The organism is Mycoplasma sp. 1012 (assembly GCF_054343455.1).
Window position 1 is genome coordinate 15,030 of sequence record NZ_JBTGVG010000002.1, and the last position, 13,848, is coordinate 28,877.

General features: G+C 23.1%; 14 protein-coding genes and 1 other RNA gene. 2 read left to right on the forward strand and 13 right to left on the reverse strand.

Features of this window, described 5'->3' with window-relative positions; translation table 4 throughout:
- Window positions 1-26: 26 nt before the first annotated feature.
- The 6 genes from ACXX89_RS00440 to ACXX89_RS00465 all read right to left on the reverse strand — a co-directional run bounded on the left by ACXX89_RS00440 (window position 27) and on the right by ACXX89_RS00465 (window position 4,800).
- Window positions 27-947, reverse strand: coding sequence for a hypothetical protein (locus ACXX89_RS00440; RefSeq protein ID WP_436358751.1), 921 nt, complete (start codon window positions 945-947; stop codon window positions 27-29).
- Window positions 928-1,323: a hypothetical protein gene (locus ACXX89_RS00445; RefSeq protein ID WP_458557258.1), complete on the reverse strand. Its 396-nt coding sequence runs from the start codon at window positions 1,321-1,323 to the stop codon at window positions 928-930. The genes ACXX89_RS00440 and ACXX89_RS00445 overlap by 20 nt, the downstream gene beginning before the upstream one ends.
- Window positions 1,310-1,996: a hypothetical protein gene (locus ACXX89_RS00450; RefSeq protein ID WP_436358749.1), complete on the reverse strand. Its 687-nt coding sequence runs from the start codon at window positions 1,994-1,996 to the stop codon at window positions 1,310-1,312. The genes ACXX89_RS00445 and ACXX89_RS00450 overlap by 14 nt, the downstream gene beginning before the upstream one ends.
- 217 nt (window positions 1,997-2,213) lie before the next feature.
- Entirely contained in the window at window positions 2,214-2,891 is a 678-nt protein-coding gene (locus ACXX89_RS00455; protein ID WP_458557259.1) for a hypothetical protein, read from the reverse strand.
- 35 nt (window positions 2,892-2,926) lie between these two features.
- Window positions 2,927-3,766: a hypothetical protein gene (locus ACXX89_RS00460; protein ID WP_458557260.1), complete on the reverse strand. Its 840-nt coding sequence runs from the start codon at window positions 3,764-3,766 to the stop codon at window positions 2,927-2,929.
- Between the two features lie 23 nt (window positions 3,767-3,789).
- A complete protein-coding gene (locus tag ACXX89_RS00465; protein WP_436358744.1) occupies window positions 3,790-4,800 on the reverse strand; it encodes a TMEM164 family acyltransferase in 1,011 nt (336 codons plus the stop codon).
- Window positions 4,801-4,875: 75 nt separating this feature from the next.
- Here ACXX89_RS00465 and ffs point away from each other — a divergent pair.
- Window positions 4,876-4,972: signal recognition particle sRNA small type (gene ffs / locus ACXX89_RS00470), an RNA gene on the forward strand.
- Here the strand turns inward: ffs and ACXX89_RS00475 are convergent.
- From ACXX89_RS00475 to dnaA, 7 genes are all read right to left on the reverse strand, one after another.
- Complete coding sequence (locus tag ACXX89_RS00475) at window positions 4,970-6,328, reverse strand: aldehyde dehydrogenase family protein (protein ID WP_436358743.1); 1,359 nt, start codon at window positions 6,326-6,328, stop codon at window positions 4,970-4,972. The two genes, ffs and ACXX89_RS00475, sit on opposite strands and share 3 nt — an antisense overlap.
- Window positions 6,322-8,229, reverse strand: a complete 1,908-nt coding sequence (locus ACXX89_RS00480) for a M13-type metalloendopeptidase (RefSeq protein WP_458557261.1) — start codon at window positions 8,227-8,229, stop codon at window positions 6,322-6,324. The genes ACXX89_RS00475 and ACXX89_RS00480 overlap by 7 nt, the downstream gene beginning before the upstream one ends.
- Window positions 8,230-8,243: 14 nt before the next feature.
- Entirely contained in the window at window positions 8,244-8,678 is a 435-nt protein-coding gene (locus tag ACXX89_RS00485) for a 23S rRNA (pseudouridine(1915)-N(3))-methyltransferase RlmH (RefSeq protein ID WP_458557262.1), read from the reverse strand.
- Complete coding sequence (gene mnmG / locus ACXX89_RS00490; protein WP_458557263.1) at window positions 8,678-10,495, reverse strand: tRNA uridine-5-carboxymethylaminomethyl(34) synthesis enzyme MnmG; 1,818 nt, start codon at window positions 10,493-10,495, stop codon at window positions 8,678-8,680. Before mnmG ends, ACXX89_RS00485 begins: the two co-directional genes overlap by 1 nt.
- 61 nt (window positions 10,496-10,556) lie before the next feature.
- Window positions 10,557-10,766, reverse strand: a complete 210-nt coding sequence (locus tag ACXX89_RS00495; protein WP_436358739.1) for an RNA-binding S4 domain-containing protein — start codon at window positions 10,764-10,766, stop codon at window positions 10,557-10,559.
- A gap of 11 nt (window positions 10,767-10,777) precedes the next feature.
- Window positions 10,778-11,878 (reverse strand): DNA polymerase III subunit beta family protein, encoded by a 1,101-nt coding sequence (locus ACXX89_RS00500; RefSeq protein ID WP_458557264.1) that lies wholly within the window; start codon window positions 11,876-11,878, stop codon window positions 10,778-10,780.
- Between the two features lie 128 nt (window positions 11,879-12,006).
- Complete coding sequence (gene dnaA / locus ACXX89_RS00505; protein WP_458557265.1) at window positions 12,007-13,404, reverse strand: chromosomal replication initiator protein DnaA; 1,398 nt, start codon at window positions 13,402-13,404, stop codon at window positions 12,007-12,009.
- Between the two features lie 293 nt (window positions 13,405-13,697).
- On the opposite strand from dnaA, the gene rpmH reads away from it, so the two are divergent.
- Window positions 13,698-13,847 (forward strand): 50S ribosomal protein L34, encoded by a 150-nt coding sequence (gene rpmH / locus ACXX89_RS00510; protein ID WP_458557266.1) that lies wholly within the window; start codon window positions 13,698-13,700, stop codon window positions 13,845-13,847.
- Window position 13,848 lies beyond the last annotated feature (1 nt).

The following is a 13,848-nucleotide window of genomic DNA, read 5'->3' on the forward strand; positions in this document are numbered from 1 at the left end:
AGTTAACAATTATTTGTTAACTTTTTTTATTCTTTACTTATAAATAACCTTATTATCCTATACATAAGTCATAAATTATCTAAATATTTTGTTTCTTTTAGATAAAGATTTTCTTTTAAATTAGAAGGTAATATTAGCTGTGATTTTGCTTTCATTATTTCTTGATCAGAAATTCAAGCGTCTTCTGAAACAAAATCTATTAAATTAATTTTGTCTACCATTTTTTTATAATTATTTTTGTTTAAATATAAAGAATTAATGAGTAAACAAAGTAAAATATAAAATTTTAAGGTTTTAAAATTATTAATTTTTTGAATATCTATTTTATCAACAAAAAGTTCTTGTGTATTTGCCAAAACTATTTCAATATCTTTATATTTATAAATTTTATCTCGTTCTATTTCTATACAAAAATCCTTTATTTTTGCTTTTAAATCATAATTTTTATCATCAGAAATTAAAGTAATACTTTTTATTATAAAAAAATCATCAAAATATAATTCTAAACCTTTTTCTCCTATAAAAATTACTTTATCAAAATCTAAATTAGATTCTATGAAATTTAGATTTTTTCTGTTTTTAATAAATTTAAATCCATTAATTACTGAACCAATTCTTAAAGAAAATAAATTTATTAATAATATTAAAGCAAAACAAATTAAATTACTTCTATTTTCATAATAAAAATATAATAGTCCAAAAATCATAACTCTTCTTAATGCTGCAAATAAAAAGAATATAGAAAATATAAAACAAAAAACAATAATATATATAATCACTTCTTTATGTGGTGCTTCATTAATTTTGATTAAATAAAATATAGATAAAAATAAGGTTAAAATGAAAATAAAAGAATCTATAAAGGTAAAGAAAAATAATTTAAATCTCGAACTTAAATAAGTTAATTTTTCAACTTCATTTTTTAAACTAAAGAAGTTTGTCTTCATAATTTCCCCTCAATCTTTTTCAATTAAAATTCATTATAAAAAACATTTTTATTTTATTTTTATAGTCATTATAATCTATTTCTTTATTTTTTAAAATCTGTATTTTAATGGTTAAAATTAAAATGTATTTTATTAATATTCATAATATAAAAGGAAAAAATAAAATTGGTAACAAATAAAAAAGAAGTGAAGCAATTACACTACTTGCAGCTAACTTATTGTAAATCTCAGTTCTAAAAATTAAATCAATTATCAGTAAAATTAAAGGAAATATAAGGATTAAAAAATTAAAAGTTAAAAAGAATATAAGTCTAAAAAATGAATAATCATTATTTATTCATTTTAGTATTTTTTTAATTTCTTTATTTTCCATCATTTATTCTATTTTTATAAATTTCAGAGTAAGCATTTCTGGCTGTGTAATATTTAAAATCAAAAAGTGCTTTTTGCATATTCGACATCATTGTTTTTAAATCTAAATAACCTTTAAAAAAAGAAATAAAACTATTTTTTCCTAGTTCATTTTCTATTTCTTTCATTGTTTCTTCCATTATTTTTATATTAGGTATCACTTCTTGATATAAAGTTTCTATTAAATATCTGGATAAAGAAATAAATTTATCTGGAAGTATTCCTACTTGCAAAATTAATTGACTACTTAAAAGAGATAAACTACTAAGCAAAAATGATGAAGCTTTTAAAATTGTTGAAAGTGGTGTTTCGTTATCTAAAACATCCGCCGGATAACCTATAACTTCTGAAAAAGTTTCTAAATTACTTGAAATTTCTTTTTTTGTTTCGGTTAAAATATGATCTGATAAAATTTTTTCATAAAAAATGGTAACTTCTTTTAAAAGTTTTATTAAACTTTTTCCGTCTTTAAATTTTTGCAAATATTCTCATTTATTTTCATTCAAAAAGTCCATAATCCTATCTCATCCTGCATCAATATTTTTTCCTAATTTTGGATCTCACGGTTTATCATATAATAATTCCATAACAGGAATTACAGCTCTACTTTCTATTTTTATCGGTAAATCTATAATCATAATATTCCTTCTTTCCCTTCATTTTAAAATGAAGTTACATAATATATATAATTAAATTATAATACTTAAATAAAAGTGTACTATTTAAAAAAGCAAAAAATTATATTTTTTTATTTTTTTATTTCAAAATTCCTTTTTTTCATAATATATGTAAATATATTATATCACTTTTAAAAAAAGAAAAATACCTTTTTATATAGGTATTCTCTATATAAAATTAATTTTTGTTTTTTGAAAAATACAAATTTAGTGTGTATCAAAGTGTTATTTTATAAAAATCTTTTTCTCTTCTATTTATATAGTTTTTATCTTTAAAAATATATGTACTGTTTCCAAATAAATAAATAACAAAACAAGAAAAATAAATATTAATTAAGGAATTAAATAATTCAGCATCAGTCATTTTTTCTTTTTTAATTAACTCAATTTGTTTATTTAATCTTTTTATTATAAAATCTTTTCTACTTTTGTTTTTTCTATAAAAAGTTAAGTTTTTGTATTTTTCTAAGTCTTTATTTTGTTCTCAAAAATTAATTAATTCTTGGATTGGATTTTCTGTTTTTTCTTTGCTTTTTGTTTTTCTAGAAAGTTTTATCTTATAAATAACAAAAATTAATATGAAGTAAATTATGAACAAAATACTAAAAATAATCGATAAGATTCAATATACATTAGTGCTTTCTTGATTGTAAGATTCAATTGTAGACATTACTATAAAAAATATAAAAAAGGAAATATTAATAATGATTTCTCAAATATCTATAAATTCAATCAAACTATTTGTATTTTTTGTATTTTTTTGCGCTTTTCAAATTCTTTTGTCTATTTTTTCTAAAAAAGTTTTTTGTTTATAAGACACAAAGAAAAACAATGAATTTAATAATGAAAAAAGCATAAATGCTAATAATATTAATAAAAATGATTTCATGATTAAAACAATGGAGATAAAATTGATGTTATTGATAATACAGCATTAAAAGCCGCAGGAAATCAATATGTTGATGCAGAAATAGTTGCACCGCTAGCAATTAAAATTGGTTTTAATATATTAGAAATGCTATGTCCTAAAGTATAAATAGATGATAATGAATAAGTAGCTTTTTTAATATTAGCCATTTCTTCTTCGTATTTAACTAACGCTAATTTTATTCCTGCCACAATAGAAGCAGAAGCAGTTGCTCCAACAGAACCAGCTATTGCTATTGGTAAGGCTCCAACAAAACCGAAAGAAGCAAGAGCAAAACTTAAAGCGGAAGTTCCGGCTAACACACCAGTAAAAATAGATAATGTTTTTTTAGCAGTTTTTAATTTTTCTATTAATTCTAATAATTTTTCTTTTTCTTCTCTTAATTTTATATTTTCTGCATAATTTTTATAAAAATCATAGTCTGTTTGTGTATAACTTTTTATTTCTTTTAATTTTAATATTTTAAATAAAGTTTCTCTATCTCCAGCTAAAATTAAATTTGTTATTGTCAATAATTCTTCTTTATTTTTGCTGTGTAAATCATTATCTAGATTAGTGTGAGTGAGTCTTGAAATAAAATCAATATGTTCTTCAAGTTCTTCTAGTGTTAATGGTTGTGCTTCTAAATTTCTAAATAATTTATTAGCATGTTCTAAATATTCTTCTAAAGAAGGTTCTACTTCTTTAGACAAATCTTCTTCTTCTAATAATTTAATATTTTTTTCTATTCTTATTTCATCTTTTATTAAAAAATTTGTATCTATAACTATAAACTTTATGATTTTTTTCTCTATTCTATTCATTTCTCTCCTTAAAAGAATAAATTTTATTTAGTTTCTTTTTTCATTATTTTTTTAAAGAAAGTTCAATCTTGTTGTTCTTGGAAAACTTCTCTTGGTTTTCTAAATTTAATTTTAGGATTTTTATTTTTTTCATTAAAATTATCAAATTCTATAGAAGATAACAATACATAAATAAAATATGCTAAATAAGTAAGTAAAGGAACTAAAACTGATAAAGTTACTATATTTAAAGGTCATCTTGTTAGTTTTCCCAAAGTCCCTATTCCAGTTCTACCAAGGTATAACCAATTAGGATCTAATGCTATTTTTAATTTAGGGTTATCTATTTTTTGTAAAATTTCATACATTATTCAAGAAACAAAAAATATTACTATTCCTAAAATTAACATCATTACAAGTCCTTGTGTTATTACCGTAATGTTTATTTTTGCTTTTTCACCATATGCAATATGTGTTAGAACTGGGATAAAAATTACAAATCCATGAGTTAATATAAAATCTCAGTAAGCATAAGTGTCATATCCAGAGTCAAACCCTGCTCTTTCATATTCTATTGTCCCTGGTTGGAAAGAATTATAAATTCTGTCTTGATTAATAAATTCAGGAACAGGTCCTAAATTTACAAATAAAAATCCTACTATTCCACCTAAAAAAGCTAATATACTAATATATTTAATATTGTGTGCCTTTTTGAAAAGGAAAATAAATCCAAAATAAACTATATAAAATCTACATAAATGTAAAGGAATTAATTCTCATTTTCAAGGATAATCGCGAACCAAAAATAAAATTATTCTAAAAATATTAAATATTATTACAAAAGCACCTATCACCATAAATAATTGATCTTTGTTTAAATTTTTTAAATATTTTTTATCTGGGTTTGAATTAAAATGGTTATATATTTTTGATTTATAAATTCAAACAAAAGTAGTTGCTAAAAGAATTAATGCAAAAATTGAATAAAATAAAATCTTAGACTCTGCAAATGTAACTACATTTCTTCTTCAATTAAAAAAATCTAAAAATTGCATTTTTTCTCCTTTCAAATTTTTGTATATAAATTATAATACTATTTTTTGTTTTTAAAATCAAATATTAATATATAATATAAATGCCATTAAAACAAAAACCTTGTAACCTGGTCAGGACAGAAATGTAGCAGCCACATCGAGAAGTGTTGTGTTTAGTGGTTTTTTTATTTTACTTAAAAATCTTTTTCAGTAAAGAAAACTTTTTGTTATTAAAAGGTTTTTTTACCAAACTTAAAGGTTTAAATACAAATTTATTTATAAAAAAAGATTTTTGATGGCTAAAAGATTTAAAACCGCTATATCCCCTGTATTTCCCTAGTCCTGAATTTCCAATGCCACCAAAAGGTAAATATGAATTTGCCACATGTTCTGTTGTGTTATTTATAATGATTGCTCCTGCTTGTAATTTTTTTATTTTATTAATAATTGATTTTTGTTTACTAAAAAGATAAAGAGCAAGTGGTTTTTGTTGTCTTTTAACAATATCAATTGCTTCTTCAATAGTTTCAAAAGAAATAACAGGCAAAATTGGTCCAAAAATTTCTTCTTGCATTATCGTATCATTTAATGATGCTTTATAAATAAAAGGTTCTATTATTTTCATTTCATGATTAGTTTTTAACTCGGTTGAAATAACTAATTTCAATAGTCTATTATAATGTTTTTCACTAATGATTTTAGGTTCATTTTCGAGGTTATTTTTTAGTTGATTTTGTACATATTCTCTGTATTTTTGTATAAATTCATCTTCTATTTTTTTATCTATTAAAACATAATCATGAGTTGTACATGTTTGCCCTGAATTTAATGATTTACCATAATAAATTTTTTCAACAACTTTATCTAAATTTACATCAGAACAAATTATAGTTGGTGATTTACCACCTAATTCTAAAATAGTTGGAGTCAAAAATTTGGAAGTTTTTTCTAAAACAATTTTTCCTACATTTGTTGATCCAGTAAAGAATACTAGATCAAACTTTTGATCTAAAAGAAAATTAGATGTTTCTAAAGAAGAATCAGCACAATAAATGATTTTATGATCAAAATTTTCATTAAAAAATTTCATTAATCATTTAGATGAATATTCTGAAAATTCAGAAGGTTTTAATATTACCCTATTTCCTGCGCCAATAGCATTTATAATAGGTACAATAGAAAGCATAATCGGATAATTTCAAGGGCTAATAATCAAAGTTTGTCCATATGCTTCATATTTATAACTTGATTTAGATGGAAATAAATAAAAAGGTGTTTTTACTTTTTTAGAACGAGATCATTTTTTTATATTTTTTACATATAGATTTATTTCTTTATAAATTAATGCAATTTCAGAAACAAAGGATTCTAATTTATCTTTGTTTAAATCTTCTTTTAAAACTTTAAAAATTTCTTCTTCTTTTTCTTGAATGAATCTTTTAATTTTCTTTAAAATTTCAATTCTATCTTTAATACTTAAAGGACCAAAATAAAAAAAATCTTCCCTTTGTAAGTGATAGATTTTTTCTAATTCTTTTTGATTTATCAAATTTTTACCCTTTTTTCTTTTGATATAAACATTTTATCGGATGAAGAAATTTCATAAGTTTCTAAAAATAAATCATTATTTCCTAAAATAACATTAGCACGTACTTTTCCTGGTGAGTGAACATCTGATTCCAATTGTCTTTTTGCTGCACCTTCTTTTAAAATAATTCTTCAACTTGTTGCTCAGCTTTCAAAAAAGTTTTTGGCATCAAAATCTTTTTCTTGTTTTGCCGCTTCTAAAGCGCAGTCAAAACCACCTAAATCTGCAATGTTTTCAGAAACAGTCAACTCTCCATTAACTGGTCCAAAGTCTGTTTCTACTTTATCAAATAAATTAATTGTTGCTTGTGTTCTTTTTGCAAATTCTTCTCTATCTTTATCGGTTCATCAATTGTTTAATTTTCCTTTTTCATCAAATTGAGCACCGTGATTATCAAAACCATGAGAAATTTCATGAGCTATTACACAACCAATAGAACCATAATTATAAGATGATGGTCTATTTAAATTATAAAAAGGATCTGCTAAAATAGCTGCAGGAAAAACTATTTGATTTTTTAATGGATTATAATATGCATTAACTGTTGCAGGAGACATTGATCAATATCTTTTATCTTCTGTTTTACCAAATAAAGATAATGCATATTCAACTAAATATTTATTAAATTTAAGCGCATTTTCAAATAAATTTCCACCTTCTTCATAAGTTTTAACTTTAAATTTTGAATAATATGGTCTAATCACTTCTGGAAAACCAATCATAACTTGAATGGTAGATAATTTAGTTAATGCTTTTTGAATAGTTTCTTTACTTAATCAATTGTTATTATTTAGTCTTATTTTATAAACATCAATCATATTAGAAACCATATGTTCAATATTTTCTTTTGCTTTTTTACCAAAATAATTTTCAGCATAATACATGCCTAAAGGCATTCCAAAATATTCATTTGCCATATCAAAAGCAAAATTTTCTAAGTTTCTATAAGTTTCAATAGAATAAACTTTTCTACCAAATTCCCCTGCTTTAATTCTAATTTCTTCACTTAAAAATTTAGTTGTTTGTAATAAGTTTCTTATAAATAAAAATGATTTATAAAATTCAAAATTTTCATCGCTAAAAATTTTGTCAAAATTTTCATAAAGTTTTATATTAGAAACTGAAACAGCTTCTACTTTTTGTGAAACTAAGCTTTCTAATAAATCAGAAATAATAAACTGTTTGGTATATGAATTATATTCTTCTTTTGATTTTAGATTATATAAAGCAACATAATTTGCTTGTTCTATTGATGAAAGAATATAATCTTTATAAATGTCATCAAATTTAATAGCATTTGATATTAATTTATTTGCTTCTTCTTCTGTTTTACCATAGTCTTTTAATAAGAATAAAATCATTTCTTTTCAAGCATTCAATAATTTTTCTGACTCTTCTTTGTTTGAATAACTTTCTTTGTTTGGTAGTATTGTTTTAAAATCCCCAAATCAAAAAATTCTTTTTTCATTATCAATAAAATCTTCGTATAAATCTTTTTCTAAAGGTAAAAACCCATATAAAAGTCAAAATTCTTTATCTTGTGAAAATAAATCTTTAAAGGATTTTAAACTTTCTAATTTAGATAAATATTGTTTAACTGGTTCTCAACCAAGTTCTTTTCTTTTACTTTCATTCATTAACATTGAAAAGTATTTAACATATTCCAACATCATTGAATTACCATTTAAAGAACTTGTGTCTTTAAGTCATTTTTTTGTTAAATCTTTTAAAAGTTTTTCTAAGTTTAAATCCAGTTCAGAAAAAACACTAATGCTTGATTTATCTTCTGGTATTTTTGTATTTTCTAATCATTCTTTATTTATGTGACTGAAAAAGTCATCTTTTAGTAATGTTTTTTTCATTTTTTCTCTTTCCTTTATTTGTGATATTTTATATTATTTTTTATAGCAAATGCTCTATAAATTTGTTCTGCAAGTAAAACTCTAAATAACTGGTGTGGAAACGTTAGTAAAGAAAAATTTATTTTTTGAGCATCTATTCTGTCTTCAATAACCCCGTTGGAACCACCAATTATAAAAGTTATATTACTTTTGTCAATTAAATTAGAAAATTCAAAAGAATCCATTTGTTTTCCTTTTAAAGAACAAAGGAAAACTGTTGAGTTTTTTGGAATTAATTCTAATATTTTATTTGTTTCTTTTTCCTTTTTTATTTCTATATTTTCTTCTTGTAATTCCTTTATTTCTATTACTTCTATTTTTGAGAAAAAACTTATTTTTTTCTCATATTCTTGAAACAAAGTTAGATAATTTTTTTGAAGTTTTCCTACTGCAATAATAGTTATTTTCACTATTTATTTCTCATTTTTATATAGAACATTAACATTTGAATATCCGCTGGATTAATACCACTAATTCTAGATGCTTGCCCTATAGTTGTTGGTTTGATTTTAATTAATTTATCTCTTGCTTCATTTGCTAAATTATCAACTTTTTTATAATCTATATCAGTTGGAATTTTTAATTTTTCAAGTTTTAACATTTTTTCTGCATCATGCACTTGTTTTTGTATATAACCATCTAATCTTGCTAATACAACAAGTTCATAAGCAAATTTAAAGTCTTTCAATATTTCAAGATAATCCACATCAGGTCTTGAAACTAACTGGAATAAAGATTGTCCATTAATTGCGTTGTATTTAATTGCTAAATCACTTTTAGAAGAGACAAAAGTGTTTTTTAATTCTTCAATTTTTAACTCTATTTGTTTATATTTATCAATAACTAAATTATACTCTTCTTCGCTTATCATATTAGATTTTAAAGCGTAATCTTTCATTCTTCAATCAGCATTATCATTTCTTAACAATAACCTGTATTCTGCTCTTGAAGTTAACATTCTGTATGGTTCGTTAGTTCCTTTTGTAACTAAGTCATCAATCAAAACTCCTATATAACCATCACTTCTGAGAACTTCAATTGGTTCTTCTTGTTTTAAATATTGAGATGCATTTATCCCTGCTATTAATCCTTGTCCAGCTGCTTCTTCATAACCACTTGTTCCATTTATTTGACCACCAAAAAATAAACCATTAATATTTTTACTTTCAAGTGATTTTTTTAATTGTAAAGGATTTATGGCATCATATTCTATCGCATAAGCTCATTTAGCTACTCTTGCATTTTCTAAGCCAGGAATTGATTTAACCATTTCTTTTTGCACTTCAATAGGCATTGAAGTTGATAAACCATTTATATACATCAAATCACCTTTAGCAGTTTCTGGTTCAAAAAATATTTGATGTCTTTCTTTGTCTTTAAAACGAACTATTTTGTCTTCTACAGAAGGACAATACCTTGGTCCAACTCCGTCAATTAGACCAGAATACATACTGGATTTATTTAAGTTATTCAAAATGATTTCGTGTGTTTTTGGAGTTGTATATGTTAAAAAGCAATGAATTTGCTTTTCAAGAACTACTTCATTTTTAAAACTAAAATGAAGGTTGTTATTTTCTAAAATTTCTTCTTCTATTTTAGAAAAATCTATGGAATCAGTTCAAATTCTAGGTGGTGTTCCTGTTTTTAATCTAATGAGTTCAAATCCGTTATTTTTTAAAAACATTGAAAGTTTATTACTTGTTCTTTGTCCATCGGGACCACTTTTTTGAATTTCATCTCCCCTTAAAATTCTTGAGTCCATATAAGTTCCTGTTGTTAATACTACAGCATTAGCATAACAAACATTCCCTTTTTCCGTTTTAACTCCTTTTACCAAGTTGTTTTCAAGAATCAATTCTTCAACAATATCTTCTAAAATATCGATATTTTCTCTTTGTTCAATATCTTCTAATATTACTTTTGAATATTTGTCTTTATCAATTTGAGCCCTCATCGCTCTTACTGCTGGTCCTTTTGATTCATTTAGCATCTTAATTTGAATCATTGCTTTGTCAGCAAAAACACCTTGCACTCCACCAAGTGCATCTATTTCTCTTGTTATAATCCCTTTAGCAGGACCACCAATCGATGGATTACATGGCATTGAAGCTAGTTTATTTTTATCTAAAGTTACTAGCAAAACTTTGAAGTTTTGTTTTGCTAAAGCATATGTGGCTTCAATACCTGCATGACCACCACCAACTACTATCGCATCATATTTATTCATATTTTTATATTTTAAATTATTTAAGCAAATAAAAAAGAAGATTTTTTATTTTTTCTTCTTTTTATGCACTTACAATATGAAATAATTCATCATTTACTCAAACGATGTCTCCAACCTTAATTTTTGAACCTCTAGTTACTTCGCTATTGTCATTGATTTTAACTTGGTTTGTTGCTAAAAACTCTTTTGCTGCACCACCAGAATCAATAAAGTTCATTTTTTTTAATAGTTGGCTTAATTTTATAAATTCTCCTGTTATTTCTACTTTCATTTTTTTCCTTTCTATGTAGTTCCTATTAATTGTTTATTATTTTTATTAGAAGGTGAAACTATATAAACTTTTCTTATTTTTTTATCTACAAAAATATAAACCAAACCTTCATAAACTGAAATAGCATCTTTTAAATATCTATGATTTATAGAAAAGTTTAATTCATTATTAGAACTTTCAAACTTCATTTCTTTAGTTTTTACAGAAATAAACCCTGTTTCTTCTTTATTTCCACTCATAGTAAATTCTTCTTGGTTTACACTAACATTTAATTTGAAATATTGATCGTTCGATAAAATAGAAGCTTTAGATATTAATTCACTAAGTTCTTTTTTATCAATTTCAATTTTATAAACTAAATCATCTATATTCGGAAAAACATTAGAAATGTCTTTATAAGGAAAATCAATAACTTTACATTGTATTTTTGTATTTTCAACAATAGTTTCTATTTTATTATCTTCAACATAAATTTCTAACTCTCCTTCATAGTCGTTAGGAATGAAATTTTTCAAATTTCTAGCTATTATAGAAATATCGAATTCAATATGAGATTCAATAGAAAGTATTTCTGTTGATATTCTATATCTATCTGTTGCTGAAATTCTTAAATTACCATCCATAGCATTTATATTGATACAATCTAAAATAACTTCAGAACTATCGATTGTAGCAGCAAAACTAGTGTCCTTAATTGCTTTTTTGAAGTCTTTTGAATGAATTGATATTTTTTGACCTGATAAATCAAATCTAATGTTCGGGAAATCTTCGTCATTTTGAATATTAATTTTGTATAAATCATCTTTGTTTTTAATAGTTAAATTTGTATCTTCGATTTTAAATTCTAGAAACCCTTCGGTTTTTTTAATTATATTTTTTAACATTGAATAATTTATCAAAAAGGAACCTAATTCATTTATATTTTTTATGTTTTCAGAAGAAATGTGTCCAATTATAGAAATTTCTCCATCTGAACCATATAAATATAATCCTTCTTGTCTTAATTCAATTTTAACACTTCTTAAAGAAGGGATAAAATTCAAAGTATTTATAGAAACACCAATTCTTTCAAATTCTTTTTCAAAATATTTTTTTTCAATTGTAAAATTCATTTTATTTTTCCTTTTATATTTTATTATTTTATATTTATTTTATTTTCTAATATATTATTATTAGTAATGTTAGTTTTAGTTAGTTTTATCTTTTTAACCTAAAAATAGGCAAAAAAGATGTTGATTAATTAAGAAACAGTTTTTACTTTGTTTGTTAATGAATTAACTGCATTTTTGAGTTCATGGGATGTTTCTATATCTTTTTCTATTTTTTTATAAGAAGCCATAATCGTTGAGTGATCTTTACCACCTAAATAAATACCAATTCTTTCATAACTAAAAGAAAGCAGTTCTCTAATTAGGTAAATTATCATTGATCTAGCAATAACAATTTCTCTTTTTCTTGATTTACTTCTTACTTCTTCTTCTTTTACTCTGTAATATGAACAAACGCTTTCAATTATTCTATCGTGTGTTATTTCCCTTTCGAAATGAACGGTTTCGTGGAAAATATTATTAAGAAGGTTTTCATTGAAAGTTAAATCTTTAGGTGAGTTTTTTACAGAAAATTTAATTTGATTTAAGGCTCCTTCAATTTCTCTTATGGAGTGATAAAAATTTCTTGTTAAAAAGCTTAAAGCTTTGTTGTCTCACTTGTTTAAATCAAAGTTTTCTTGTTCAATTTTAAATTTTAAAATCTTGAGTAAATCTTCATTATTAGGTTTTTTTATTTCTAAAGTTAAACCACTTTGAAATCTTGTTATAAACCTATCTTCAAATCCACCTAAAAGTTCTGGTTTTTTATCAGAACAAATGATAATTTGCTTTTTATTATTTTTTAAATTATTAATAATATTGAATAAAAATTCTAAAGTTTTTACTCTTGAACCAAGCATTTGAACATCATCTATTAAAAAAATATCGACACTTTCTAAAAAAGAAGAAAAATTGTTTATTTTTTCTATATCTTTTTCTTTTAATATTAAAGAAATTTGGTTAGTAAAGGCATCAGGGTTTAGAAAATAAGATTTAAGTCCTACTTCTTTTGCTGCGTTTCCTAAAGCGTTTAAAAAGTGGGTTTTTCCTAATCCTGATTTTGAGTGTATGAATATAGGAGTAAATTCTACTTTTTTAGTTTTTAACAAATTATCAGCAATTTTTATTAAATCTTCGTTAAATTTACCTGTTACTAAATTTTTAAATGTTAAATCTGATAATAAATTATCTTTAAAATCTATGTTAGCGACAAAATTGTTAATATCTTTTGTGTTATTGTTGATAATTTGTTTTTCTTTTTCTTTATTCACAATAGTGTTTTCAAGAATAATTTCCACAGCTTTTTCACTTTTTAAAGTTTTAACAATAGCAGATGTTAAAAAACTCAAATAATTTTCTTTAATATCTTTAATAATTACGTTGTTTTTAGCGATAAAAACCACAGAAAAATCATTAATTTCTTTTAGTTTTAACTTAGAAAAATATGTGGAAAAAATAATAGAGTCATTAATCTCTTTTTCAATTTCTTTTAATATTTTTTTATTTGTTTTTAACAAATTTTCTTCATAGTTATTAACAATATTAGACATAGTTATTAAATAATAAAATAAAAAAATAAAAAATGTTAAAAAATAAAAAATAATTTTATAAATAATTTTAGAAATAACAAGATTGCCACATTTTTAAAACCTAAATAAAGGCAAAAAAAATATGATTTAACATATAAAATAATAAAAAAATTTCTTTTTTTCCTTTACAAAAAAAGTTGTGAAAAAAAGTTTTTTTATTTCCTTTTTAATCTTTATTTTGTTATAATTTTAATATTTAATTAAAATACATAAAAAATGTATCTTTTTATTTAAAAAAACTTTAAGGAGAGCATATGAAAAGAACTTATCAACCAAATAAAAGAAAACATGCTAAAACACATGGATTCAGAGCAAGAATGTCAACAGTTGGTGGAAGAAAAGTTTTAGCTTCAAGAAGAGCTAAAGGAAGAATGAGATTAACTGTTTCAGATTCAAGTAAATAAT